The sequence below is a fragment of the Variovorax paradoxus genome (assembly GCA_016806145.1).
Classification (GTDB): Bacteria; Pseudomonadota; Gammaproteobacteria; order Burkholderiales; family Burkholderiaceae_C; genus Variovorax.
On the sequence record CP063166.1, the window covers coordinates 2,807,662 to 2,831,742 of the forward strand.

The following is a 24,081-nucleotide window of genomic DNA, read 5'->3' on the forward strand; positions in this document are numbered from 1 at the left end:
ATGGCCGATGCTAGGAAGCGGCCGGGGCCGGACCAACGAAGAAATCCATGCATGGATATGCGGGGAGTGGGGAAAGCGGGGGCGCCGTGCATTGCTTGCGAAAATGCGGCATGCACAGCCTCCTCGCTACCGACCCGGCAGCCGCTTCTCCCGTCTCCGACCCCCTCGCACTCCAGACGCTGCTCGCGCAACGCGGCTCGACCCGCGGCTTCACCGACCAGGCTCTGCCCGAGGGCTGCCTCGAGCAGCTCCTGATCCAGGCGCGCCGCGCGCCGAGCGGCGCGAACCTGCAGCCCGGCGAATTCATCTCGCTCGAAGGCGATGCCCGCGCACGCCTGAGCGCGGCGCTGGTGGGCGCGTTTCGCAACGGCGAGCAGGAAGCCGAGGACTACAGCTACTTTCCGCGTCCGATGCCGCACAGCCTGCGCCGGCGCCAGGTCGCGGCGGCGCAGGCGCTCTATGGCGCGTTGGGCGCGGCGCGCGAGGACCGTGCCGCGCGCGATGCGCAGTTCGAGCGCAACTTCCGCTTCTTCGATGCGCCGGTGGCGCTGCTGGTGCTGATCGATGCGCGCATGGGCAGCGGCTGCTACATGGACCTGGGCATGTGCCTGTTCGGACTGATGATGGCCGCGAACGCGCAGGGCATCGGCAGTTGCGCGATCGGCGCGATCGCGTCCTATCCGGGCCTGGTGCGTTCGACGCTGGGACTGGGCGACGAGCACCACATCGTCTGCGGGATGGCGCTGGGCTATGCCGATCCGCGGGCGCCCGAGAACGCGGTGCGGACCGCGCGGCGGCCGCTCGACGACTTCTTTCGCGTGATGCGTTAGAGCCGCTGCACCAGCCCCGCCGCGCCCAGGCCGCCCGCGCCGGCAATCGCCGCGAGGCCGTGCGCGCCCGACGGCGCCTCGTGCGCCATGTCGGCGAGCAGGCGCACCAGGCTGACCGCGCCCGAGGCGCCGATCGGATGGCCGCGGCCCAGGCCGCCGCCGCCGCGGTTGAGGCGCGAGGGCTGCAAACCCAGGGCTTGCATGAACGACAGCGCCTGCACGGCGAAGGCCTCGTGCAGCTCCGCGCCCCAGAGCGCGTCCGCATCGAGGCCGGCGCGGCGCAGCAGGGCTTCGGCGGCGGTGGAGGCGCCGAGCATCGGCATCTCCGGCGGCACGCCGATCGAGGTGCCACCCAGCCAATGGAAGCGCGGCGCGATCTTCAGCGCGGCTGCGGCCTGCGGCGTGGCGAGCAGCACGAAGGCGGCGCCGTCGGCGCGCGGCGCGATCGCGAGGCGGCTGACGGCCATTTCTAGCGCGACGACCGGGTCGGACAGCGTGTCGGCGACCGCCTCGATCGGCATGCGGGCCATGCGCGAGGCCGTCAGTTCGCGCGCGTAGCTGTCGTGCGTGGCGGCGCCGATGGGCACGATCTCCGGCGACATGCGTTCGCGCCATGCGAGCGCCTTCGCATGGCTTCGGGCGGCGAAGTCATCCTGTTGCGCGCGGCCGATCGAATGCAGCGCGGCATGGCGCGCGGCGGCGAGCAGCAGGTCGGGATCGCGCGCCGGATCGGGCGCGAAGGCGGGGCGGTCGTAGGGCACGGGCGCCTCGTTGGCGTCGCGTGGGCGATGCTGGCGGATGGGCGCGCGGCTCCAGGCCTCGACACCGCCCGCGATCGCGATGGCGGCATTGCCGCTGGCCAGCAGGCCGGCGGCCAGGGTCACGGCATCGAGGCCGGCGCAGCACTGGGTGTCGACCGACAGCGCGGCGATGCGGTCCGGCAGGCCGGCGGCCAGCGCGACCATGCGCGCGGGATTGCCGCCCGCGCCCAGCGCGTTGCCGGCGACGACCGCATCGACCGCCTGCGCCGGAACGCCCGAACGCGCCAGCAAGGCCTGCAGCACCGGTGCGCCGATCTCGTGCGCGGCCAGCGCGCCGAGTGCACCGCCGACCGGCACCACCGCGCTGCGGGCCCAGCCGAGGATCACGGGTGGATTCACAGCCGGCTCCATGGCTCCGAGGACGCGTCGGCCAACTGTCGCGCCAGTGCGGCGTGATCCGTCTTGCCGCTCGGCGTGCGAGGCCAGGCATCGACGCGGTAGAAGCGCCTCGGCAGCTTGAAGGGCTCCAGCCGGTCGCGGCACCAGGCCTGCAGTTCTTCGCGCGAGACCGGTTGCGACAGTGCGAGCAGGGCCACGGCCTCCATGCCGCGCAGCGGATGCGGCAGCCCCTGGATCGACGCGGCCGCGATGGCCGGATGCCCGGCCAGCACGTTCTCGACTTCCTCGGGGAACAGGTTCTTGCCCTGCACGAGCAGCATGCGCTGCTGCCGGCCGACCAGGTGCAGGAAACCGGCCTCGTCCACATGGCCCATGTCGCGCACCGAGAGCCAGTCGCCGTCGCGCAGCACGGCGGTGCCGTCTTCCTCGGCCGTCAGCGTCGCGTAGTCGCTGAACACCATCGGGCTGCGCACGTAGATCAGTCCGGGCAAGGGCGGCTCGATCCTGAGCTCGACATTGGCGAAGGGCCGGCCGACCACGTCGTCGGGCAGGGCCTCGTCGCTGTCGGCCCAGGCGATGAACGAGGTTTCCGAGGCGCCGTAGAACTCGACGATGCGCGCCGCGGGAAACAGCGCGCGCAGCGCCGCGGTGCGCGCGCGCGGCCACGGGGCGCCGCTGATCATCACGAGGCGCGTGCCGGTCACGGGCGCCAGGCCATGGCGCTGCGCATGCTCGAGCATCAGCAGCAGCTGGCTGGGCACGGCGACCAAGCTGCCCGCGAGGCCGCGCTGCAGCGTGTCGAGCGCGGCCGCCGCCGAGAACTGGCGTTGCAGGCGCATGCCGGCGCCGGTCCACAGGCCCAGCAGCGCGCCGAACAGGAACAGCGAATGCGAGAGCCGGCCCGGCACCAGCACGGTGGTGCCGGTGGCGGGGCCGAAGCTTTGCACGCAGATCTCGAAGCTGTGGGTCCACGATCCGTGCGTGCGCCGGAAGCCCTTGGGCACGCCGGTGCTGCCCGAGGTGAAGCCGATGTAGAAGGGCGTGCTCGCGCGCGCTTCCTCGATGCCGGAGGCCGTGCCCAGGTGCTGCGCCATGCGCGCCCTTACCTTGTCGCGGACGGCCTCGGGCCAGTCGGGATCGCCGACGGCCGCCGTGCGGTTGCTCGCGAGGATCGCGAGGAAGCTCGCCAACTGGTCGGCCGGCGAGGCGCTCGCGCTGGCCCAGGCGACCGTCGGCGTGGCCGCGGCGTCGAGTGCGAGAGCCTCACTTGCGACGCGGTCCGCGAGCGCGGCGAAACCCAGTCGCGTGTGGCCATCGTCGAGCGCGAGGGCATCGGGCGTGTGCCGCGCCCACCAGGCGAGCGGCGCGTGAACGGTCTGGAAATCGGGCGCCGGGCCGGTCATCAGTCGCGATCGAGGCGCCAGCTCGGAAGGCCGCGCGCCACGGTCTGCACCACCAGCGCGCAGACCACGCACTTGACGAGGTCGCCGGGCACGAAGACCAGACTCGCGAGCGCCGCCTTCTGCAGCGGCAGGTGGGCCACCAGCGACAGCCCCGCGATGCCGAACAGGTAGACCACGACGATGCCGCCGATGAACGAGGCGGCCAGTGCCGCGGCGAACAGCGCGCGTCCGCGCGCGGCGGCGAAGCGCCGCATGATCCAGCCGCAGGCGAAGGCGCCGAACAGCCAGCCCACGAGGAAGCCGGCGGAGGGCGTCACGAACGCGCCGGGACCGCCGCGGCCGCCGGACAGCAGGGGCAGGCCGAGCGCCACGCCCACGAGCAGCAGCGCCACCGCGAGAAAGCCGCGGCGCGGTCCGAGCAGACAGCCCGCGAGCATCACGCCGAGGGTCTGCAAGGTGATCGGCACGCCCAGCGCCAGGTCGATGCGCGGGACGGCGCCCAGCGCGGCGATCAGCGCGGCGAACAGCGCGACGTAGGACAGCGTGCGGGAGGAGGTGATCGGGGTGGAGGTGGACAAGGAAATGGAATGTCGGGGAAGGTTGCGCTGCAGGCCGTGGCCTTGGCTTCCTTGCGTGGCGGACGGGCCGCGGGTGGCTGGGCCTTCACTGCCTGCACGGGGGGCGGGCAGGAGGGCGCCCGAGAGCGTAACACCGTCGCCGCCAGGCCCGCGCTGGTACGCTATCCGTCCGACTTCAGACCCAGGCGCGAGGAGGCGCCGCCCCATGAAACAACAGATCTCGCGGCTCTCGCCGCATCAGAACGGCAAGGTGTTCGGCGTCATGATGGCGGTCACCTCGCTGGTGTTCCTCATTCCCTTCGCGCTGCTGTTCGCGCTGGTGCAGCCGGCCGGCAAGAGCGGGCCGTCGCTGCTGCTCCTGCTGCTCGCGCCGCTCATGTACCTGGTCTTCGCCTACTGCGCGGTGGCCATCGGCTGCCTGATCTACAACGTCCTGCAGAAGTTCGTCGGCGGCATCGAGTTCGAGACCTCGACCGAGCTGGACGCGCGATAGCGGCTCGGGCCGCCGCTGCCGCCGAACGCGGGCGTCAGGCCTTGTCGGCGTCCGCCTTCTTGTCGATCGCCGCCTGCAGCTCCCGCGCATAGGCCAGCAGCTGGTCGCGCATGGCATCGGCGCCCTGCAGCAGCGCGTCCGACGTGGGCTGGCCCAGCAGGATGCCCGCCTGCTGGTTGCCGAAGCGCTCCATCCGGTCGAACAGCAGCCGGGGATTGGGGTGCGAGGACATCAGGGCGAGGCAGAAGCTCTTGAGCGCGGCCACTTGTCCCTGGAGGTAGTCGAGGCGTTCTTTGTCGGTCATGGGAGGGGAAGGCGGTTGCGAAGGAGCTGGGGTCGACTCGGGCGGGGAGCCCGGGGTTCCGGGTCCGGCGACGGGCCGCATTATGAGCCGCACCCGCCTCGGCGGGATGACGGGCGCGCCGCCTACGCGAGGCCGCGCCAAGTGCTGCCGCACGCGGGCGCGGGGGACACGGAGACTTTGCCGTCCCTTCCCGCAACTCCCAGCCCGATCACCCACACGCCATGGCCGACACCCCTCACGCTACGACCCCCCTGACGGTGCTCGAAGGCACCGCGCACCCGCTGGGCGCCACCTTCAATGGCGACGGCGTCAACTTCGCCGTGTTCTCGGCCCATGCCACGCGGGTCGACGTCTGCATCTTCGACGAGGCCGGCACCACGCAGGTCGGTTGCGTCACGCTGCCCGAGTACACCGACGAGATCTGGCACGGCTTCGTGCCCGGCCTGCAGCCCGGCGCGCGCTACGGCCTGCGCGTGCACGGTCCCTACGAGCCCGAGAAGGGCCACCGCTTCAACCACCACAAGCTGCTGCTCGACCCCTATGCCAAGGCCTACATGGGCGAGCTCAAGTGGGGCCCCGAGCTGTTCGGCTACACCGTTGGCCATGCCGACGGCGACCTGAGCTTCGACGAGCGCGACAGCGCGCCGCTGGTGCCCAAGTGCGTGGTGGTCGATTCGCGCTTCGAGTGGACCCAGACCGATGCGCTGCGCGTGCCCTGGCCCGAGACCGTGTTCTACGAGACCCATGTGCGCGGCTTCACCATGAAGCATCCGCAGGTGCCCGAGCAGTTCCGCGGCACCTTCGCGGGCATGGCGCGCGACGAGGTGCTGGCGCCGATCCGCGCGCTCGGCGTGACCAGCGTGGAGCTGCTGCCGGTGCAGATGTTCCTGAACCAGTCCTCGCTGCTCGAGAAGGACCTGACCAACTTCTGGGGCTACGACACCATCGGCTTCTTCGCGCTCGATCCGCGCTACATGGACGGGCCGCAGATCGACGAGTTCAAGCACATGGTCGACCGCTTCCATGCGCACGGCCTCGAGGTGATCCTCGACGTGGTCTACAACCACACGCCCGAGGGCAACGAGCTCGGCCCGACGATCTCGTTCAAGGGCATCGACAACGCGAGCTACTACCGGCTGCTGCCCGACACGCCGCGCTACTACATCAACGACACCGGCACCGGCAACACGGTGAACCTCAGCCATCCGCGCGTGCTGCAGATGGTGACCGACAGCCTGCGCTACTGGGTGACCGAGATGCGCGTGGACGGCTTCCGCTTCGACCTCGCGACCATCCTCGCGCGCGAGCCGCATGGCTTCGACGAAGGCGGCGGCTTCCTCAAGAGCTGCCGGCAGGACCCGGTGCTCTCGAGCGTGAAGCTGATCGCCGAGCCCTGGGACATCGGCCCGGGCGGCTACCAGGTCGGCGGCTTCCCGCCCGGCTGGGCCGAATGGAACGACCAGTTCCGCGACACCGTGCGCGCCTGGTGGAAGGGCGAGGAGGGCATGGCCGGCAAGCTCGCGCAGTGCCTCACCGCGAGCGGCGAGCGCTTCAACCACCGCGGCCGCCGGCCGTGGGCCAGCGTCAACTTCATCAGCGCGCACGACGGCTTCACCCTGGCCGACACCGTGAGCTACAACGACAAGCACAACGAGGCCAACGGCGAGGACAACCGCGACGGCCACTCGGACAACCGCTCGTGGAACTGCGGCGTCGAAGGCCCGACCGACGACGAGGCCGTGCTCGCGCTGCGCGCGCGCCAGCAGCGCAACCTGCTGGCCACGCTGCTGCTGTCGCAGGGCACGCCGATGCTGCTGGCCGGCGACGAGTTCGGCCGCACGCAGCAGGGCAACAACAACGCCTACTGCCAGGACAACGAGATCTCGTGGGTGGACTGGGCCACGGCCGGTGGCGACGCGGGGCGCGCGCTCGGCGAGTTCTCGGCCCGCCTGCTCGCGCTGCGCAAGGAATTCCCGGTGCTGCGGCGCAACCGTTTCCTGGCCGGCGCCTGGTTCGAGGACATCGGCGCCAAGGACTCGACCTGGTTCACCCCGGCCGGCGAGGAGATGCAGCCTTCGCACTGGGATGATCCGCAGACGCGCTCGTTCGCGCTGCTGCTCGACGGCCGCGCGCCGGTATCGGCGATCCCGGTGGCGGCGCACGACGCGAGCGTGCTGCTGGTGTTCAACGCCTGGCACGAGGCCGTGCCCTTCACCCTGCCGGCCGCACCCGCCGGTGCCTGGACGCTGGTGCTGGACACGGCCGATCCGGCCCTGGGCGACGACGCGCCGCGCGCCGACTATCTCGCGACCGGGCGCTCGGTGCTGGTCTTCGCGAGCCGCTGAGTCCGCGGCATTCCGGTGACGCAAGGAGAGACCGCGCGCGCCCTCGCGGGAGCGCGCGCATAGCACTTCCACGCCCGCGCGGCGCGGTGAATACCCTCGGTAAAAAAAGCGCATCCGGTTGAACTTCCGGCCCGTACTCATCCAGAGCCGACGTTCGCGTCGGACGAGTCGTGCCTGCCGAATCCACCATTTACACCGAGGTGATGCCGATGAAATTCTCCCTGCCGCCCGCGAGGGCCTGTGTCTTCGTGCTGACTGCCGTGACCGCCGTGGGTGCCATCGCATCCAGCCACCGCGAGGCGCCGTCGATCGCGGGCATGCCCAAGCTCGATGCCACCGACTTCTACATGTTCCGCAGCTACGAAGCCGGCCGCCAGGACTTCGTGACGCTGATCGCGAACTACCAGCCCGACCAGAGCCCGTACGGCGGCCCGAACTACTTCACCATGGACCCGAACGGCCTGTACGAGATCCACCTCGACACCGACGGCAACGCGGTCGAGGACATCACCTTCCAGTTCAGGTTCAAGAACACGCTGCGCGACATCCAGCTGCCGATCGCGGGCAAGCAGGTGTCGATTCCGCTGGTGCAGGCCGGCGGCATCAGCGCGCCGAACCAGGCCACCAGCAATCTGCGCGAGACCTACACGCTCAACATCGTGCGCGGCGACCGCCGCAAGGGCAAGGTGGAGGCCGTGACCAAGGCCGGCGGCGGCACCGAGTTCGACAAGCCCACCGACAACATCGGCGACAAGACCTTCGGCGGCCCGACCGGCTATGCCAGCTATGCCAACCAGCATCTCTACACGGTCAACATCCCGGGTTGCGCCACGCCGGGCCGCGTGTTCGTCGGCCAGCGCAAGGACCCGTTCAGCGTGGCCCTGGGCCAGGTGTTCGACCTGATCAACCTCAATCCGCTGGGCTCGAGCTCGGCCAACCCCGACGCGCTGGCCGGCAAGAACGTGACGACGATGGCGCTCGAGGTGCCGATCTCGTGCATCACCACGGCCGGCCAGCCGATCGTGGGCGGCTGGACCACGGCCAGCGTGCGCCAGGGCCGCCTGATCGCCAGCCCGCCCAAGAGCGGCCACGGCACCACCGCGATCAACGGCGGTGCCTGGGCGCAGGTCTCGCGACTGGGCATGCCGCTGGTCAACGAGGTGGTGATCGGCCTGAAGGACAAGGATCGCTTCAACAGCTCCAAGCCGCAGGACGACGCGCAGTTCGCCGACTACGTGACCAACCCGACCCTGCCGGCGCTGGTGCAGACGCTCTTCCAGGCGCCCGCGCCCACGAATTTCCCGCGCACCGACCTGGTCGCGGCCTTCCTCACGGGCGTCGAGGGCCTGAACAAGCCGGCCAACGTCAAGGCCTCGGAGATGCTGCGGCTGAACACCTCGATCGTGCCGACGATCAAGGCGAACCAGAGCAACCTCGGCGTGCTCGGCAACGACCTCGCGGGCTTCCCGAACGGACGCCGGCCGGGTGACGACGTGGTCGATGCCGAACTGCGCGTGGCGATGGGGGTGCTGTGCGTGGCCACCGGTGCCAACGACACCTTCAAGGTCGGCTGCAAGCCGGCCGACGCGCCCGCGGGCAGTGCCCCTCTGACCGACGGCGCCGCCCAGAGCCCCACGGAGTTCCCCGATGCCTTCCCGTACCTGAACACGCCGCTGCCGGGTTCGACCTCGGTCTCGGCCGCGCGCTGAGGAGGATGCCGGCATGAACCGCAACATTCCTCGCATCGCCGGCCTGCTGCTGGCAGCCGCCTTCCTCGCCGGCTGCGGCGGGGGCGGCGGCGGTGGCGCCGCGTTCTATCCGTTCCCGCCGGTGAGCGGCAACAACCCGCCCGAGAACCCGCCGCCGCAGGCCGACGCGTACGACAGCTTCATCGCCTACGTGCAGTCGCTGGTCGCCTCGGTGCTCGACACGGCGGAGCCGGCCAACGTGGCGGCCTTCGACCCGGCGCCGACGTCGGAGACCAAGGACCCCGTCGCCACGCAATGAGGCTGGCGCAGCGGTCCGCGGCGGCGCTGGTCCTGTCGCTGGCCGCGGCCGGCGCCGCGCTCGCGGCGCCACGGGTGCCGGCCAGCGACGACGAGGTGGTCGAGAAGCTGCCCGCGATCGCCGGCTGGCTCGATGCGCAGCGCAAGCTGCGCCGCGAACTCGCGCAGCGGCCCGGCGACGAGGCCACCGCGATCGAGGCCGCGACCACCTACCTCGATCTCGCGCGCTCGCAGGGCGATGCGCGCTACGCCGGCCAGGCCGCGGCCGCGCTGCAGGCCTGGGACGCCACGCCCATCGCCCAGACACCGCCCGCGGTGCTGGTGATGCGCGCCACCGTGGCCCAGTTCCTGCACGACTTCGACGGCGCCGAATCCCTGTTGAAGGCCGCGCTGGCGCGCCGGCCCGCCGATCCCCAAGGGTGGATCACGCTCGCCACCGTGCTGCGCGTGCGCGGGCGCTACAACGAATCCGATGCCGCCTGCCGCGCGCTCGGCCGCGTGGGCCCGGCGCTCTATGGCGTGGCCTGCCTGGCCGAGAACGCCGGCCTGCGCGGCAACCATGCCGCCGCGCGCGACGCGCTGCGAGGCCTGCTGGCCGATCCCGCGCTGGCCGGTGCGCCGCAGGCCGGCACGCGGCAATGGCTGTGGACCTCGATCGCCGAGATCGAGGAACTCGCTGGCCGGCCCGCCGAGGCGGATGCCGCCTACCGCAAGGCGCTCGCGGCCGAGCGCTCCGGCTATCTGCTGCTGGCCTACAGCGACTTCCTGCAGCGCGCGGGTCGCGCGGGCGAGATCCCGTCGCTGCTCGCGAAGGAAGCGCGCAGCGATGCGGTGCTGCTGCGGCTGGCCATCGCGCGCACGCAGGCAGGCAAGCCGCCGGCATCGCGCGCGGTGGTTCCCGAAGCCGAGGAACTGCGCGAGCGCTTCGAGGCCGCGGCATTGCGCCCCGGCACCACCGCGCAGCATGCGCGCGAGGAAGCGATGTTCGCGCTCGACGTGCAGGGAGATGCGAAGCGCGCCGTCGAGCTGGCGCGCCTCAACGTGCGCCTGCAGCGCGAGCCGGTCGACCTGCTGGTGTTCGCGCGCGCGGCCTCGGCCGCCGGCGATGCGGCAGCGCGCGAGGAGGCGAGGGCGCTGATGCGCGAGATCGGACTGAAGGACGCCCGTGTCGATGCCATTCCCTGAACGACGCCGCATCGGGTTGGCGACCGCCTTGCTGTTCGTGCTGGCGCTGCTGCTGGCGCTCGCGCCGGGCAGCGCGCGCGCCCACAAGGCCAGCGATGCCTACCTGCAGATCCAGCGCGATGCCGAGGGCCTGGACCTGCGCTGGGACATCGCGCTGCGCGATCTCGACGCGACGCTCGAACTCGACCGCGACGGCGACCGCCAGCTGCGCTGGGGCGAGGTGCGTTCGCGGCTCGACGACATCCGCGCCTATGCGCTCGCGCGGTTGCAACTGCAGCATGGCCGCTGCGCGCTGGCCGAGGCGCGGCCGCCCGCGGTCGAGGACCGCGTCGACGGCGCCTACCTCGTGCTGCAACTGCATGCGCGGTGCGATACGGGGCCGACGCTCGAGATCGACTACCGGCTGTTTCGCGAGATCGATCCGACGCATCGCGGTTTGCTGCGGCTCGCTTCGGACGCTGGTGCTTCGCCCGCCGTGCACTCGCTCGATCCAGCGGCCGGCAGCGTGGCGCTGCCATGGCCGGGCGCGGCGGCAGGAGCTTCCTCGCCCGCGGCGAACGCCGAGAGCGACAGCCCCGGCTTCTTCCGGGATGGCATCCATCACATCCTGATCGGCTACGACCACATCCTGTTCCTGCTGTGCCTGCTGCTGCCCGCCGTGCTGTTGCGGCGCGGCGATGGCGGCTGGACACCGGTGAGGCATTGGCGCGACGCGATCTGGCCGATGCTCGGCATCGTCACCATGTTCACCATCGCGCACTCGATCACGCTGGCACTGGCCGGGCTCAAGATCGTGAGCCTCTCGCCGCGCATCGTCGAACCCGGCATCGCGATCACCATCATCCTCGCGGCCGTCGACAACCTGCGGCCGCTGCTGCGCGGCCGGCGCAAGCTCTTCAGCTTCCTGTTCGGCCTGATCCACGGCTTCGGCTTCGCGGGCGCGCTCGGCGAACTCGACCTGCCGCTGCGCGGCTTCGTGCTCGCGCTGCTGCAGTTCAACCTCGGCGTGGAAGCGGGCCAGCTCATGGTGGTGGCCGTGGCGCTGGTCGTGCTGCTGTCGCTGCGCGGCTGGCGGGGCTATGCGCCGGTGGTGCTGCGCGGTGGCTCGGTCGTGGCCGTGGCGGTGGCGGCCATCTGGTTCTGCGAGCGCGTGTTCGACGTGAAGATCCTGCCGTTCGCCTGAACGGGGACGCCCGATCTAGAAGGTCCAGCGCGCGCTGACCCGCGCGCTGCGCGGCTCCATCGGATGGATGTGGCGGCCGTCGATGCCGTCGCCGCAGGCGCCGCGCGCCACTTCGCCCGCGCTGCAAGAGGCATAGAAGTATTCGATGTCGTTGCCCTTGCGGCCCGCGAGGTTGAACACGTCCAGGCCCAGCGTGAGCTGCTTGTTGACGGCATAGCGCGCGCCGAAGTTCAGCAGCGTGGTGGCGCGCGAGCGCACCGTGTTCAAGGTGTCGAGCGCGCGCGGGCCCATGTAGCGCAGCCGAAGCGAGGCCGTCAGGGGGCCTTCGGTGTAGATCACGCCCGCGGCGAACACGCGCTCCACCGCGTTGTCGATGTAGTTGCCCTCGCCCTCGGGCGCCAGGCCCCGGAAGCGCGCACGCGAGATCGCCGCATCGGCCTCGAAGCGCCAGCGCGAACCGAGCTTCCAGCGCATCGTGGCCTCGATGCCGCGGCGGCTGCTGGCGCGGCCGGGCTCGGTGGTGCCGGCGTCGCCGACATAGACCAGTTCGGAGTCGAGCCGCAGCTGCCACAGCGCGGTGGTGAGGCTGAAGTCGTCGCTGGGCTGGAAGCGCCAGCCGATCTCGGCGCCGCGGCCTTTCACGAGCGCGGGCACGCGGTCCGCGGGCAGGCCGTTGGTCGGATCGACGTTGATCGTCGCGCCGCGCACGTCGTTGCTGTGGAAGCCGGTGCCCACGTTGAGGTAGAGCTCGTGGGCCGGCGTCACGGTGAAGGCCAGGCCGGCCTTGGGGCTCACGAGCGAATCGTGGCCGCGTCCGCTGTTGACCGGGCCGTAGAGCGGTTCGCGCCCCTGCACGTCATAGCGCAACAGGTCGCCGCGCAGGCCCACGTAGCCGCGCCAGCGCTCGCTGAAGTTCACGAGCTGCTGCGCGTGCACGGAGAACAGGTCCTGCTGCACCTTGTCGTTGCGCACGGTCGAGGTCCGCTCGCGCGCCACCGTGTTGTAGAGCCCGACCTCGCCGATGCGGTCGCCGCGCCAGCTGCCGCCGAAGCTCAGCACGCCATCCAGTCCGCCGATCTGATTCGGCCGGCTGTGCGTGCCCTGCAGCCCGAAGACCCGGCGGCGGTCGGTCTGCTCGAACTGGTCGCCCTGCTCGGGATTGTTGAGGAAGTAGGTGAAGTCCGAGAACAGGTCGAAGCGGTAGTCGATGACATAGCCACTGAGTTGCGTCTGCCCCTCGGGACTGTTGTCGAACCACTTGCCCGACAGGCTGAGGCGCCGCGTCTTGCCGCCGTCGGTGGTGTTGAGCGAGCCGAAGCGCGAGAGCTCGCCGCTGTCGACCAGGCGCTCGGGGATCTGGTCGGTCGAGTTCCAGCGGCTCTGGTAGGCCATGGCCGTGATGCTGAGGCCGCGCATGGGCGAGCCCTGCGAATAGCGCAGCACCGCATTGGCCTTGCGCAGCCGTTCGGGCGTGTCCCAGGGCCCGTTGTTGCCTTCGAGCTCGATCGCCCCGAGCCAGGTCTGGTCCTGCACGGTGCGCGAGCCGGCCGCGAGCAGGCGGCGGAAGTTGTTCGCGCCCAGCGTGACTTCGGCGAAGGGCGCATCGAGCGCGCTCACGTAGTCGAGCGAGGCCGTGCCCGCGAGCGCGAAATCGCCGCCATCGGCGAAGTAGGGTCCCTTGCGATAGCGCACGCCCGAGACCAGGTCGGGGATCAGGAAGTTGAGGTCAGCGAAGCCCTGGCCGTGGCCGTGCGAGGGCATGTTGACCGGCATGCCGTCGACCGTGACCGCGAAGTCGGTGCCGTGGTCGAGGTTGAAGCCGCGCAGGAAGTACTGGTTGGCCTTGCCGTCGCCCGAGTGCTGCGTGGCGACCACGCCGGGCACGGCCTCGACGATGTCGCCGGGGCGCAGCTTGGGGCGGGCCTGGAACGAGGCTTTCTCCACCGCGCCTTCGCTCGCGCTGTCGGCCGTGCCGATGGCCGCGTCGCGCGGGCCGCTCACTTCGATGGGCGGCAGGTGGACGGGCTGGGCCCAGGCCGTGGCGCTGCTGAGCAATGCGCCGAACATCCAGGGCCGGCGCGCAAGGCGGATCGAAGGCTTCATAGGTCTCCCGCGTCTTCAATGTCCGCGCGGAGCGGAAATGCTCGTTGCCATGACGCGCCACTGATACGCACGCAAGCGCGCTTCGGATTCGGCGCGCCCTCAGGGCTTCCGGGGCTGCAGCAGGCCCGAGTAGCACTCGGGAATCTTCTCGTTGCCTTGCGTGCAGTCGGAGTGCCGGTACAGGGCCTCGATCTCGATCACCGGCACCGGCTTGCCCAGGATCATCCGCTGCCCGGCCACGCGGCCGTCGAAGCTCACGAGCGTGTACTGGGCCACGAGGTTGCCGTCGTAGTAACCAGCGCCGCAGGCGATGAACTCCTGTTCGTTGCGCGGCCACTGCAGCACGCCCTGCGCATCGAAGGTGGCGTGCAGCAGGGTGAAGCACTGGCGAGAGCCTTCCTCTGGCGTGATGGCGTTGATGCCGCCGCTCCAGTGGATGCGTTTGCCTTGGGCTTGAGGCGTCAGGGCTTGCGCGGGCGAGAGTTGGGTGGGAGGGGTTGCGGACGAGGGCGCGGGCCGATCGGCTGCGCGATCGATGGACGTGCCGCAGGCGGTCGCCAAGGCTGCGGCACACAGCATGGCGACGATGTGTCGTTCTCTGGAAAGAAGCATGGAGGGGAGAGAGCTGTGCTGCGTGCAGCGGCGGACGCCGATGTTGGCCTGCCCGGAGGGGATCGAACCCCCGACAACCTGCTTAGAAGGCAGGTGCTCTATCCAACTGAGCTACGGGCAGATTCCAGGCGGAACAGAAAGCAAAGCAGGAAAGAAGATTCTTGGTCGGGGCGAAAGGATTCGAACCTTCGACCCTCTGGTCCCAAACCAGATGCGCTACCAGGCTGCGCTACACCCCGACAAGCCTTCTATTCTAGCCCGAATATGAGGCGGTCTCAGCGCTTCTCGTACTGGGTCTTGCCGAAAAGCATCTCGCGCGCCTTGTCGTCGGTGATGGGCTTGCGCAGGTCGGCCAGCACCTTCACGCCGCGCTGCACGGCGGGACGCTCGGCGATGCCGTCGAACCAGTCCTTCAGGCGCGGATAGTCCTCGAGGGTGATGCCCTGGTTCTGCCAGCTGCGCAGCCACGGGAAGATGGCGATGTCGGCGATGCTGTAGTCGGGGCCGGCGATGAAGCTGTGTTTCGACAGCTGCTTGTCGATCACGCCGTAGAGGCGCCTGGCCTCGTTGGTGTAGCGGTCGATGGCATAGGCGATCTTCTCGGGCGCGTAGAGGCGGAAGTGATGCGCCTGGCCGAGCATGGGGCCGACGCCGCCCATCTGGAACATCAGCCACTGCAGCACGTCGTAGCGCGCGCGGTCGCCCTGGGGCAGAAACTGGCCGGTCTTGCCGGCCAGGTAGACGAGGATGGCGCCCGATTCGAACAGCGAGATGGGCGCGCCGTCCGGACCGTCGGGGTCGGTGATGGCGGGGATCTTGTTGTTGGGGCTGATGCGCAGGAAGTCGGGCGCGAACTGGTCGCCCTTGCCGATGTCGATGGGATGCGCGCGGTAGGGCAGGCCGCACTCCTCGAGCATGATGTGGATCTTGTGGCCGTTGGGCGTGGGCCAGGAATAGACCTCGATGGTCTTCGGTTCGGGCATGTTGTCGAGTCTCCGGTCTGGATGGGGGCGGCGAAGAGGGGCTCCTCGACGCGGCAGCCAGCATATACAGGCGGCCGCGCGGGCGTGTGCCGCACGGCCAATGACCGGCGCGCGCCTCAGCCCACCTGTCGCTCGTGCGCGTTGCACCACATCCAGTCCTCGCCGGGCTCGAGCGACTGGATCACCGCATGGCCCTCGGCCTGCGAGTGGCGCGTCGCATGCCGGTTCTTCGACGAATCGCAGCAGCCCACATGGCCGCAGTGCACGCACAGGCGCAGATGCACCCAGCTGTCGCCGGTCTTGAGGCATTCCTCGCAGCCGCGCAGGGTGTGGGGCGCGGCGATCTCCGCGGGGACGTGTTCGCAGGGCTTGATGCGCATGCGCGGGTTCTCCTGGATGAATGGGTGAGGGATCGGGACTCAGGCCACGGCCGAGTTCGAGGCCAGGTGCTGGTGGATCAGCGCGACCACGGCCGCGCCTTCGCCGATCGCGCCGCCCACGCGCTTGACCGAGCCCGAACGCACGTCGCCGACGGCGAAGACGCCGGGCACGCTGGTCTCGAGCGCGGTGGCCGGGCGCGCGGGAAAGCCGGCGCTGGCGTCGGAACCGGTCTGCACGAAGCCGTGCTTGTCGACCGCGACGCCGCAACCCGCGAGCCAGTCGGTCTCGGGTTCGGCGCCGACGAAGAGGAAGATGTTGCGCGCGGGGCAATCGTGCTCGGCGCCGGTGCTGTGGCAGCGCCAGGTGGCGCCGGTGAGGCCCGCGTCGGGATCGCCATGAAGTCGCACGAGTTCGGTGTGCGGCTGCAGCGAGATGTTGGGCGTGGCCTCGATGCGGTCGATCAGGTAGCGCGACATGCTGGCCGCGAGCGAGGGCCCGCGCACCAGCACGTTGACCTTGGCCGCATGGTGCGAGAGGAACACCGCCGCCTGGCCGGCCGAGTTGCCGCCGCCGACCAGCGCGACCTCCTGCTGCGCGCAGAGCTTGGCCTCGATGGCCGAGGCCCAGTACCAGATGCCGCGGCCCTCGAATTCGTGCAGCCTGGGCACGCCGGGCCGGCGGTAGCGCGCGCCGCTGGCCACGACCACTGTGCGTGCCGAAATGCGGCGGCCGTCGGCCAACGCGATGGCGAGGCTGCCGTCGGGGTTGGTGCGCGCGCAGTCGAGCGAGGCCACCTTGGCCGGGATCAGCATCTCGACGCCGAACTTCTGCGCCTGCACGAAGGCCCGGCCGGCCAGTGCCTGGCCCGAGATGCCGGTGGGAAAGCCCAGGTAGTTCTCGATGCGCGCGCTGGCGCCGGCCTGGCCGCCGAAGGCGCGGCAGTCGAGCACGATCACGCGCAGCCCCTCGGAGGCGGCATAGACGGCGGTCGCGAGGCCGGCCGGGCCGGCGCCGACCACGGCCACGTCGTAGAGCTCGTCGTGCGCGGCGGCATCGACCATGCCCAGGCACAGCGCCAGCGCGTCCTCGCTCGGGTTCACCAGCACCGAGCCGTTGGGGCACACGGCCAGCAACTGGTGGTTGCCGTACTGCGCCAGCAGCGCGGCAGCGTCGGGGTCCTGGTCGGCGTCGACCAGGTGATAGGGATGGCCGTTGCGGCGCAGGAAGTTCTCGAGCCGCGCCATGTCGGGCGACTGCGGCTGGCCGATCAGCACCGGGCCGGCGGCGCCCGATTCGATCAGTGCCACGCGCCGCAGGATCAGCGCGCGGGTGATGCGCTCGCCGAGGTCGGCCTCGGCCACGAGCAGCGCGCGCAGCTGCGCGGGCGGCAGCACCAGCGCCTCGACGTCCTCCTCGGCATGGCCGTCGACCAGGGCGGGGCGGCCGCTGAGCTGGCCGACCTCGGCCAGGAACTCGCCCGGCCCCTGGCGCACGATCGGCACCACGTGGCCCAGGCCGTCGCGCTGGGTGACCGAGACCACGCCCTTGAGCAGCACGAACATGCCGGCGCCGACCTCGCCGGCGGTGAACAAGCGGCTGCCGCGCGCGAAGTGCTGCACGCTGCCGAAACGTGCGATGCGCGCGATCTCGGTGTCGTTGAGCACCGGAAAGGTCTGCAACTGTCGGTTACCGCCGGCGGCGGCGGTGCTGGAAGTATCTGCGGTGGCCATCGGTCCAGGGTCTCCGGTGGGGGGTGCCGAGCGTCGGCGGTCGGGGCATTAGACGCCAAAGACGGGCGCCCGGCGGCCCGTCACATCGTCATGCAATTGCCACGGCCATGACACGCGCTTTTCACCACGGGTGCCGAGACTCGCCCAGCAGAAAGGGTTTCCACATGAAAGAACTGCCCAACCCGACATTTCCGCTGTCGCAGATCGGGCTCCGCGCAGCCCTCTGGCCCGCGCCCGTTGTCGCCGGCACCGCCGCCGCCGTCAGCGCGACGCCCAAGGCCCCCGCTGCCATCGGCCCCGCGGTCGTGCTGCCGGCCCCCGTCATCGAGGCCAAGCAGGGCATCACCGTGGGTTGGGCCCGTCACCAGGACGATGTCCGTGCCGCCCAGCGCCTGCGCTATGAAGTGTTCGTCGGCGAGATGGGGGCCCGCATCTCCACCTCGCTGCCCGGCCACGACGTGGACCTGTTCGACGATTTCTGCGAGCACCTGCTGGTGCGCGACGAACTGACGCAGCAGGTCATCGGCACCTACCGCGTGCTGACGCCGGCCCAGGCGCGCCGCGTGGGCAGCACCTACAGCGACACCGAATTCGACCTGACCCGCCTGCGCGACCTGCGCGAGCGCATGGTGGAGCTGGGCCGCAGCTGCGTGCACCCCGAGCACCGCCAGGGTGGCGTGATCCTGGCCCTGTGGGGCGCGCTGGCCGGTTTCATGCACCGCAACAAGCTCGACACGATGATCGGCTGCGCGAGCATCCCGATGTCGCACAACGGCGTGACCTGCGGCGACGCGGCGGCCAGCATCTGGCGCCAGCTCTCGGCCAGCCACATGGCGCCGATCCAGTACCAGGTGCAGCCGCGGCTCGCGCTGCCGGTCGAGCGCCTCGACGGCAGCCTCGACGTGGAACCGCCCGCGCTGATCAAGGGCTACCTGCGCCTGGGCGCCAAGGTGCTCGGCGCGCCGGCCTGGGACCCGGACTTCAACACCGCCGACCTGCCGATGCTGATGCGCATCGACGACCTGCCGGCGCGCTACCGCAAGCACTTCCTGGGCGCATGAAACCAGCGGTCGTCCGACCCGCGAACGGGTCGTCCGTCCTGCCTGCGGACGGGGAAGAGCGGTCGAAAGTAGGCATGTCGACAGCGTCACGGGACAGTCATCCAAATGTCACAAACCCGCATGACACTGTCACATTCCCTTTATCGAGCACGGCAGTGGTGCCGCTTGTTCCAGAATCCGTGTCCATGCCTTCAGATCCGGCCGATTCGCTGCCTTCGGTGGCCGAGACGCCGAAATTCACCTTGCTTGACCGCGACCACAGCATCCTGTCGTTCAACGAGCGGGTGCTCGACTGGGCGCATCGCCCCGAGGTGCCGCTGATCGAGCGGCTGCGCTACCTGTGCATCGTCTCGTCGAACCTCGACGAGTTCTTCGAGGTCCGCGCCGCGCCGCATCTGATCGCGGGCAGCGCCGACGACCACAAGGGCACCTACACGGTCGAGTCGTTCCGCCGGCTGGCCGAAGCGGTCCACAAGCTGGTGGCGCGCCAGTACGCGCTCTACAACGACGAGCTGATGCCGACCTTCGGCACGCACGGCATCCACATCATTTCGCACGGCGAGCGCAACCCGGCGCAGCGCAAGTGGGTGGCCGAGTATTTCGAGCGCGAGGTGCGCCCGCTGCTGCTGCCCGTGGGGCTGGATCCCTCGCACCCGTTCCCGCAGGTGGCGAACAAGTCGCTCAACTTCATCGTGCGCCTGGGCGGCAAGGACGCCTTCGGGCGCGAGAATCCGATCCAGATCGTCAAGGTGCCCCGCGTGCTGCCGCGGCTGATCAAGATGCCGGCCAAGGTGTCGGACGGCAAGACGCTGTTCGTGGCGCTGTCGAGCGTGGTGCGCGCGCACCTGTCCTCGATGTTCACGGGGCGCGAGGTCGGCGACTTCTCGCAGTTCCGCGTCACGCGCCATTCCGACCTCGCGGTGGACGAGGAGGACGTGAAGAACCTGCGCACCGCGCTGCGCCAGGGCCTGCAGCACCGGCACTTCGGCCAGGCGGTGCGCCTGGAGGTGTCGGCCAGCTGCGCCGAGTCGCTCGCGAGCTTCCTGCTCGAGCAGTTCAACCTGCCGCCCGAGGCGCTGTACCGCGTGCACGGCCCGGTCAACCTCGCGCGCTTCACCCAGCTGGCCGACCTGCTCGACGAGCCGAAGCTGCGCTTCAAGCCGTACCAGGCCTCCTACCCGATCACGCTGTCGCCCTCGCAGTCCTTCTTCGAGCGGCTGCAGCGCGGCGACGTGCTGATCCACCAGCCCTTCGAGAGCTTCGAGGGCGTGCTGGCCTTCCTGCGCGAGGCGGTGCAGGACCCGCAGGTGCTGGCGATCAAGCAGACCATCTACCGCACCGGCGCCGATTCCGAGCTGATGGAGCTGCTGCGCGAGGCGGTCCGGCGCGGCAAGGAAGTCACCGTCGTGGTGGAGCTCAAGGCGCGCTTCGACGAAGAGGCCAACATCAACTGGGCCGAGATGCTCGAGTCGATCGGCGCCCAGGTGGTGTACGGCGTGGTGGGACTGAAGACCCACGCCAAGATGCTGCTGGTGACGCGCCGCGAGGGCAAGCAGATGCGCCGCTACGGCCACCTGTCGACCGGCAACTACAACCCGCGTACCGCGCGCCTGTACACCGACATCAGCCACCTCACGGCCGATCCGCTGCTGACCGCCGACATGGAAGCGGTGTTCGTGCACCTCGCGAGCCAGAGCAAGCTGCCCAAGCTCCACCGCGTGTGGCTCGCGCCCTTCGACCTGCACAGCAACATCCGCGCGCAGATCGCCACGCTGGCCGCTGCCGCCGAGCGCGGCGAGCCCACGCGCATCGTCGCCAAGATGAATGCGCTGACCGACGAGGAGCTGGTCGCGGCGCTGGTGCATGCGGGGCAGAAGGGCGTGAAGATCGACCTGATCGTGCGCGGTGCCTGCACGCTGCCGGCCCAGGTGCCGGGGCTGACCGACAACATCCGCGTGCGCTCGGTGATCGGCCGCTTCCTCGAGCATTCGCGGGTGTTCTATTTCCGCCATGGCGAGGACGAGTCGCTCTACCTCTCGAGCGCCGACTGGATGAACCGCAACATGATGCGGCGCATCGAGCTCGCCTGGCCCGTGACCGACCCGGTGCTGCGCCAGCGCCTCATCGACGAGTGCCTGGTCGCCTACCTGCACGACGGCCGCGATGCCTGGGACCTGGGCGCCGACGGGGTCTACACCCGGGTCGACCACGACACGCACCCGGGCGAGGCCGGCGCGTCGCGCGCGATCGAGGCACATGGCGCGCAGGCGGCCCTGATGAACCGCTACGCAGCGCGAGGGCCCCGTGACGTCGCATCCGGTCAATGAAGCCGAAGTTCGAAAGACGATGACCATGGACCTGATCTTCTGGCGCCATGCGGAAGCCGATGACTGGACCGAGGGCTGCGACGACATGCAGCGCTCGCTCACCGCGCGCGGCGAGAAGCAGGCCAAGCGCATGGCCAGCTGGCTCGACCGCCAACTGCCCGACGGCACGCGCATCATCAGCAGCCCCGCGCGGCGCTGCGAACAGACCGCGCTGGCGCTCGGGCGCAAGTACAAGCTGCGCAGCGAACTGGCGCCCGACACCACCGCCGACGCGCTGCTGGCCTCGGCCGGCTGGCCCAACGGCAAGTCGGTGGTGCTGATGATCGGCCACCAGCCCTCGCTGGGGCAGGCGATCTCGCTGCTGCTGGGCCTGAAGCAGGACAGCTGCCCGGTGCGCAAGGGCGCGCTGTGGTGGATCCGCACGCGCGAGCGCGATGGCGACGTGCAGACCGTCGTGGTGACGGTGCAGTCGCCCGAACTTCTCTGAGGCTGCGCGCGGCCACGCCGCGCATTCGGTGCCGGCGCCGCGGGCAGCGCTGCCCGCTGTCCGCCGGCCATCCGGCCGGACGGCTCAGCAGCCCGCCAGATCGACGCGCCAGGTGCTGATCTTCTGCCAGGCCAGCACCTCCTCGCGCAGCAGGTGGGCCGACTGCGGAAAGGCCTCGGCCCAGTCGGGGGCGCAGGCGATCGAGAAGGTGCGGGTGCCGAGCGTCGACAGGTGCAGGGCGTCGGGCGCGGGGTCGCGCCGCGCGTGGCACAGGATCACCGCGAGCCGCAGCGCCAGCAGCTGCATGACGAAGGTCTCGTCGTCGAGCGAGGCCTCGAGCTTGCGCAGCTTGCCGCGCTGACCCAGCACCAATTGGGCGAGGGCGTGCAGCTCGTTGACCGCGAAGCCGGGCGCGTCGGTGTTGTCGAGGATGTAGGCGCCGTGCTTGTGATAGTCGCTGTGCGAGACCAGCGCGCCGATCTCGTGCAGCTGCGCGGCCCAGCCGAGCTTGCGCAGCGCGCGGCCGGCGCGGCTGGTGGTGCTGCCGCCGCGCGCGGCCGGCGCCAGCTGCACGAACAGGGCGGCGGCGGCGTCGCCCACGCGCCGGGCCTGGACGGGGTCGACCGCGAAACGGGTGGCGAGCCGCGCGACCGTGGTGGTGCGCATGTCGGCCACGCTCTCGTCGCGTTCGAGCAGTTCGTAGAGCACGCCATGGCGCAGCGCGCCCTGGGCCACCTTCATCTCCTCGATGCCCAGCAGGTCGAACACCGCGCGCAGCACGCTGAGGCCGCCGCCGATGACCGCCTTGCGGTCATCGCGCATACCCTCGATGCGCAGCTTGTCGGCGCCGCCGGCCTTGAGCAGCCGGTCGAGCAGCCAGTCGAGGCCCTCGCGCCGGACCACGCCGGGCTCGCCGCCGGCCGCGGCCAGCACGTCGCCGACCGCGCCGATCGTGCCCGAGGCGCCATAGGCCACGTCCCACTGGTCGCGCGTGTAGCTGCCGAGCGCGTCGTCGAGCACGGCCTTGGCCGCGACCTCGGCGGCCCGGAAGGCGGCGGCGGTGAACTGGCCTTCCGGGAAGTGCTTCATCGACCAGGCGACGCTGCCGACGCGGTACGACTCCATCAGCTCGGCCTCGAGGGCGCGGCCGATGATCATTTCGGTGGAGCGCCCGCCGATGTCGATCACCAGCCGGCGTTCGCGGTCCGAGGCGTCGTTGTGCGGCAGCATGTGTGCCACGCCCTGATAGATCAGCCGGGCTTCCTCGCGCCCCGGGATCACGTCGATGCCGAAACCCAGGATGGTGCGCGCGCGCAGCAGGAATTCCTCGCGGTTGCGCGCCTCGCGCAGCGTCTGGGTGGCGACGGCCCGCACCTGCGAGCGCTTGAAGCCGGCCAGCCGCTCGCCGAAGCGGGCAAGGGCGTCCCAGCCGCGCTGCATGGCTTCGGGCGTGAGGTTGCGCGCGCTGTCCAGGCCGTTGCCCTGGCGCACGGTCTCCTTCAGGTATTCGGTGCGGTGGATCTGGCCGTGGTCGACCTGGCCGATCTCGAGCCGGAAGCTGTTGGAACCGAGATCGACCGCTGCGAGGCGGGTGCCGTTTTGCATGTTGTAGTAAAGAGGCGGAGCCTGATTCGTATGTCGTTGACGGTTTCCCCACCGCCTTCCAACCCCACCGCAGCGAGGTTCGAGAGGCTAGTTGGGGCGCATGACGGTTGTGTGACAGCGTCACAGAGCCGGAGGGCTCCACGGCCCCATTTTCCCTCGACAGAGGGGTGTCACATCGATGTCACACAAGCTTTCTAGAGTCCGTCGCAAGCCCGCAAGGGGACTACTTCTTACTTCTAAAGGAAGCTTCATGAAAACGACGTTCAAATTTGCAACCGCCGGCCTCGTCGCCGCGGTTTTCGCTCTTCCCGCGTTCGCCCAGGACGTGACCGGTGCCGGCGCCAGCTTCCCCGCACCGCTGTATGCCAAGTGGGCTTCGGACTTCAACAAGGCCACCGGCGTCAAGATCAACTACCAGTCGGTCGGTTCGGGCGCCGGCCTGAAGCAGATCGAAGCCAAGACCGTCGACTTCGGCGCGTCGGACGCTCCCCTGAAGGACGAGGAACTCCAGGCCAAGGGCCTGATGCAGTTCCCCACCGTCATCGGCGGCGTGATCCCGGTCGTGAACATCCAGGGCATCAAGCCCGGCGAACTCAAGCTCAGCGGCCAAGTGCTGGGCGACATCTACCTCGGCAAGATCACGAAGTGGAACGACCCCGCGATCAAGGCCCTGAACGGTTCGCTGAACCTGCCCGACGCCGCCATCGCCCCGGTTCGCCGCGCCGACGGTTCGGGCACCAGCTTCCTGTTCACCAACTACCTGTCGAAGGTCAACGCCGAGTGGAAGAGCAAGGTCGGCGAAGGCACGGCCGTGAACTGGCCCACCGGCGCGGGCGGCAAGGGCAATGAAGGCGTCGCCGCCTTCGTGGGCCGTCTGCCGAACTCGATCGGCTACGTGGAATACGCCTACGTCAAGCAGAACAAGATGACGTACGCCCAGCTGCAGAACGCCGCCGGCAACTTCGTCTCGCCCGACGACACCGCCTTCAAGGCCGCCGCCGCCGGTGCCGACTGGAACAAGAGCTTCTATCAAGTGCTGACGAACCAGTCGGACAAGGGTGCATGGCCGATCACCGGCGCCACCTTCATCCTGCTGCACAAGACGCAGGACAAGCCGGCCAACGCCACCACCGTGCTGAAGTTCTTCGACTGGGCCTACAAGAGCGGCGACAAGACGGCCGACGACCTGGACTACGTGCCGATGCCCGACGCCGTGAAGGCCACGATCGCCAAGGCCTGGGGTGAGGTGAAGGACGCTTCGGGCAAGCCCGTCGCCTTCAAGTAAGCCTTCTCCTTCCCGATCAG

At 70.1% G+C, this 24,081-nt stretch carries 21 protein-coding genes and 2 tRNA genes; 11 read left to right on the forward strand and 12 right to left on the reverse strand.

Going from position 1 to position 24,081, the window contains the following annotated elements; translation table 11 throughout:
• Positions 1–110 precede the first annotated feature (110 nt).
• Positions 111–830, forward strand: a complete 720-nt coding sequence (locus INQ48_12980; protein QRF60067.1) for a nitroreductase family protein — start codon at positions 111–113, stop codon at positions 828–830.
• Here INQ48_12980 and INQ48_12985 read toward each other — a convergent pair.
• From INQ48_12985 to INQ48_12995, 3 genes are read right to left on the reverse strand one after another with little or no spacing between them, the layout of a single operon-like run.
• On the reverse strand, positions 827–1,990 hold the full coding sequence (locus INQ48_12985) for an acetyl-CoA C-acyltransferase (protein QRF60068.1): 1,164 nt from the start codon (positions 1,988–1,990) through the stop codon (positions 827–829). The two genes, INQ48_12980 and INQ48_12985, sit on opposite strands and share 4 nt — an antisense overlap.
• Entirely contained in the window at positions 1,987–3,393 is a 1,407-nt protein-coding gene (locus INQ48_12990) for an AMP-binding protein (protein QRF60069.1), read from the reverse strand. The genes INQ48_12985 and INQ48_12990 overlap by 4 nt, the downstream gene beginning before the upstream one ends.
• A complete protein-coding gene (locus INQ48_12995; protein ID QRF60070.1) occupies positions 3,393–4,178 on the reverse strand; it encodes a biotin transporter BioY in 786 nt (261 codons plus the stop codon). Before INQ48_12995 ends, INQ48_12990 begins: the two co-directional genes overlap by 1 nt.
• On the opposite strand from INQ48_12995, the gene INQ48_13000 reads away from it, so the two are divergent.
• Positions 4,177–4,464 carry a hypothetical protein gene (locus INQ48_13000; protein QRF60071.1) on the forward strand — a complete coding sequence of 96 codons (288 nt, stop codon included), beginning with the start codon at positions 4,177–4,179 and terminating at the stop codon, positions 4,462–4,464. The genes INQ48_12995 and INQ48_13000 overlap by 2 nt on opposite strands.
• Before the next feature lie 34 nt (positions 4,465–4,498).
• On the opposite strand, the gene INQ48_13005 is transcribed toward INQ48_13000, so the two are convergent.
• Complete coding sequence (locus tag INQ48_13005; GenBank protein QRF60072.1) at positions 4,499–4,768, reverse strand: hypothetical protein; 270 nt, start codon at positions 4,766–4,768, stop codon at positions 4,499–4,501.
• 221 nt (positions 4,769–4,989) lie between these two features.
• Here INQ48_13005 and glgX point away from each other — a divergent pair, with 221 nt between their 5' ends.
• From glgX to INQ48_13030, 5 genes are all read left to right on the forward strand, one after another.
• Positions 4,990–7,113: a glycogen debranching protein GlgX gene (gene glgX, locus INQ48_13010; protein QRF60073.1), complete on the forward strand. Its 2,124-nt coding sequence runs from the start codon at positions 4,990–4,992 to the stop codon at positions 7,111–7,113.
• A 209-nt stretch (positions 7,114–7,322) separates the two neighbouring features.
• Positions 7,323–8,822, forward strand: coding sequence for a DUF4331 domain-containing protein (locus INQ48_13015; GenBank protein QRF60074.1), 1,500 nt, complete (start codon positions 7,323–7,325; stop codon positions 8,820–8,822).
• A 13-nt stretch (positions 8,823–8,835) separates the two neighbouring features.
• On the forward strand, positions 8,836–9,120 hold the full coding sequence (locus tag INQ48_13020) for a hypothetical protein (protein QRF60075.1): 285 nt from the start codon (positions 8,836–8,838) through the stop codon (positions 9,118–9,120).
• Positions 9,117–10,304: a hypothetical protein gene (locus INQ48_13025; protein QRF60076.1), complete on the forward strand. Its 1,188-nt coding sequence runs from the start codon at positions 9,117–9,119 to the stop codon at positions 10,302–10,304. The genes INQ48_13020 and INQ48_13025 overlap by 4 nt, the downstream gene beginning before the upstream one ends.
• Positions 10,291–11,487, forward strand: coding sequence for a HupE/UreJ family protein (locus INQ48_13030; protein ID QRF60077.1), 1,197 nt, complete (start codon positions 10,291–10,293; stop codon positions 11,485–11,487). The genes INQ48_13025 and INQ48_13030 overlap by 14 nt, the downstream gene beginning before the upstream one ends.
• A gap of 15 nt (positions 11,488–11,502) precedes the next feature.
• On the opposite strand, the gene INQ48_13035 is transcribed toward INQ48_13030, so the two are convergent.
• The 7 genes from INQ48_13035 to INQ48_13065 all read right to left on the reverse strand — a co-directional run bounded on the left by INQ48_13035 (position 11,503) and on the right by INQ48_13065 (position 17,296).
• The gene (locus tag INQ48_13035) at positions 11,503–13,590 is read right to left on the reverse strand and encodes a TonB-dependent receptor (GenBank protein ID QRF60078.1); all 2,088 of its coding nucleotides are present in this window, start codon (positions 13,588–13,590) and stop codon (positions 11,503–11,505) included.
• Positions 13,591–13,689: 99 nt separating this feature from the next.
• A complete protein-coding gene (locus INQ48_13040; GenBank protein QRF60717.1) occupies positions 13,690–13,965 on the reverse strand; it encodes a hypothetical protein in 276 nt (91 codons plus the stop codon).
• Between the two features lie 281 nt (positions 13,966–14,246).
• Positions 14,247–14,323: transfer RNA gene (locus tag INQ48_13045), tRNA-Arg, on the reverse strand.
• A gap of 41 nt (positions 14,324–14,364) precedes the next feature.
• Positions 14,365–14,441 (reverse strand) — tRNA-Pro (locus INQ48_13050).
• Positions 14,442–14,477: 36 nt separating this feature from the next.
• Complete coding sequence (locus INQ48_13055; GenBank protein ID QRF60079.1) at positions 14,478–15,185, reverse strand: glutathione S-transferase N-terminal domain-containing protein; 708 nt, start codon at positions 15,183–15,185, stop codon at positions 14,478–14,480.
• Positions 15,186–15,301: 116 nt separating this feature from the next.
• A complete protein-coding gene (locus tag INQ48_13060; GenBank protein QRF60080.1) occupies positions 15,302–15,565 on the reverse strand; it encodes a UBP-type zinc finger domain-containing protein in 264 nt (87 codons plus the stop codon).
• A 39-nt stretch (positions 15,566–15,604) separates the two neighbouring features.
• A complete protein-coding gene (locus INQ48_13065) occupies positions 15,605–17,296 on the reverse strand; it encodes an FAD-dependent oxidoreductase (GenBank protein QRF60081.1) in 1,692 nt (563 codons plus the stop codon).
• Positions 17,297–17,460: 164 nt separating this feature from the next.
• Between INQ48_13065 and INQ48_13070 the strand changes: the two genes are divergently transcribed.
• The 3 genes from INQ48_13070 to INQ48_13080 are packed head-to-tail and all read left to right on the forward strand — an operon-like array spanning position 17,461 to position 21,171.
• On the forward strand, positions 17,461–18,357 hold the full coding sequence (locus INQ48_13070; protein ID QRF60082.1) for a GNAT family N-acetyltransferase: 897 nt from the start codon (positions 17,461–17,463) through the stop codon (positions 18,355–18,357).
• The gene (gene ppk1, locus INQ48_13075; protein ID QRF60083.1) at positions 18,354–20,684 is read left to right on the forward strand and encodes a polyphosphate kinase 1; all 2,331 of its coding nucleotides are present in this window, start codon (positions 18,354–18,356) and stop codon (positions 20,682–20,684) included. Before INQ48_13070 ends, ppk1 begins: the two co-directional genes overlap by 4 nt.
• Before the next feature lie 25 nt (positions 20,685–20,709).
• Positions 20,710–21,171: a histidine phosphatase family protein gene (locus INQ48_13080; GenBank protein ID QRF60084.1), complete on the forward strand. Its 462-nt coding sequence runs from the start codon at positions 20,710–20,712 to the stop codon at positions 21,169–21,171.
• A gap of 84 nt (positions 21,172–21,255) precedes the next feature.
• Here the strand turns inward: INQ48_13080 and INQ48_13085 are convergent, their stop codons facing one another.
• Entirely contained in the window at positions 21,256–22,776 is a 1,521-nt protein-coding gene (locus INQ48_13085) for a Ppx/GppA family phosphatase (GenBank protein QRF60085.1), read from the reverse strand.
• A 250-nt stretch (positions 22,777–23,026) separates the two neighbouring features.
• Between INQ48_13085 and pstS the strand changes: the two genes are divergently transcribed.
• Entirely contained in the window at positions 23,027–24,061 is a 1,035-nt protein-coding gene (pstS, locus tag INQ48_13090) for a phosphate ABC transporter substrate-binding protein PstS (protein ID QRF60086.1), read from the forward strand.
• The last annotated feature ends 20 nt before the right edge of the window (positions 24,062–24,081 follow it).

What these genes read in the sequence shown, in the direction of transcription:
- INQ48_12980 (QRF60067.1), top strand. Translation starts at nt 111, where the DNA reads ATGCACAGCCTCCTCGCTACCGACCCGGCAGCCGCTTCTCCCGTCTCC.
- INQ48_12990 (QRF60069.1), bottom strand. Translation starts at nt 3,393, where the DNA reads ATGACCGGCCCGGCGCCCGATTTCCAGACCGTTCACGCGCCGCTCGCC.
- INQ48_13000 (QRF60071.1), top strand. Translation starts at nt 4,177, where the DNA reads ATGAAACAACAGATCTCGCGGCTCTCGCCGCATCAGAACGGCAAGGTG.
- INQ48_12995 (QRF60070.1), bottom strand. Translation starts at nt 4,178, where the DNA reads ATGGGGCGGCGCCTCCTCGCGCCTGGGTCTGAAGTCGGACGGATAGCG.
- INQ48_13005 (QRF60072.1), bottom strand. Translation starts at nt 4,768, where the DNA reads ATGACCGACAAAGAACGCCTCGACTACCTCCAGGGACAAGTGGCCGCG.
- glgX (QRF60073.1), top strand. Translation starts at nt 4,990, where the DNA reads ATGGCCGACACCCCTCACGCTACGACCCCCCTGACGGTGCTCGAAGGC.
- INQ48_13015 (QRF60074.1), top strand. Translation starts at nt 7,323, where the DNA reads ATGAAATTCTCCCTGCCGCCCGCGAGGGCCTGTGTCTTCGTGCTGACT.
- INQ48_13020 (QRF60075.1), top strand. Translation starts at nt 8,836, where the DNA reads ATGAACCGCAACATTCCTCGCATCGCCGGCCTGCTGCTGGCAGCCGCC.
- INQ48_13025 (QRF60076.1), top strand. Translation starts at nt 9,117, where the DNA reads ATGAGGCTGGCGCAGCGGTCCGCGGCGGCGCTGGTCCTGTCGCTGGCC.
- INQ48_13030 (QRF60077.1), top strand. Translation starts at nt 10,291, where the DNA reads ATGCCATTCCCTGAACGACGCCGCATCGGGTTGGCGACCGCCTTGCTG.
- INQ48_13035 (QRF60078.1), bottom strand. Translation starts at nt 13,590, where the DNA reads ATGAAGCCTTCGATCCGCCTTGCGCGCCGGCCCTGGATGTTCGGCGCA.
- INQ48_13055 (QRF60079.1), bottom strand. Translation starts at nt 15,185, where the DNA reads ATGCCCGAACCGAAGACCATCGAGGTCTATTCCTGGCCCACGCCCAAC.
- INQ48_13060 (QRF60080.1), bottom strand. Translation starts at nt 15,565, where the DNA reads ATGCGCATCAAGCCCTGCGAACACGTCCCCGCGGAGATCGCCGCGCCC.
- INQ48_13065 (QRF60081.1), bottom strand. Translation starts at nt 17,296, where the DNA reads ATGGCCACCGCAGATACTTCCAGCACCGCCGCCGCCGGCGGTAACCGA.
- INQ48_13070 (QRF60082.1), top strand. Translation starts at nt 17,461, where the DNA reads ATGAAAGAACTGCCCAACCCGACATTTCCGCTGTCGCAGATCGGGCTC.
- ppk1 (QRF60083.1), top strand. Translation starts at nt 18,354, where the DNA reads ATGAAACCAGCGGTCGTCCGACCCGCGAACGGGTCGTCCGTCCTGCCT.
- INQ48_13080 (QRF60084.1), top strand. Translation starts at nt 20,710, where the DNA reads ATGGACCTGATCTTCTGGCGCCATGCGGAAGCCGATGACTGGACCGAG.
- INQ48_13085 (QRF60085.1), bottom strand. Translation starts at nt 22,776, where the DNA reads ATGCAAAACGGCACCCGCCTCGCAGCGGTCGATCTCGGTTCCAACAGC.
- pstS (QRF60086.1), top strand. Translation starts at nt 23,027, where the DNA reads ATGAAAACGACGTTCAAATTTGCAACCGCCGGCCTCGTCGCCGCGGTT.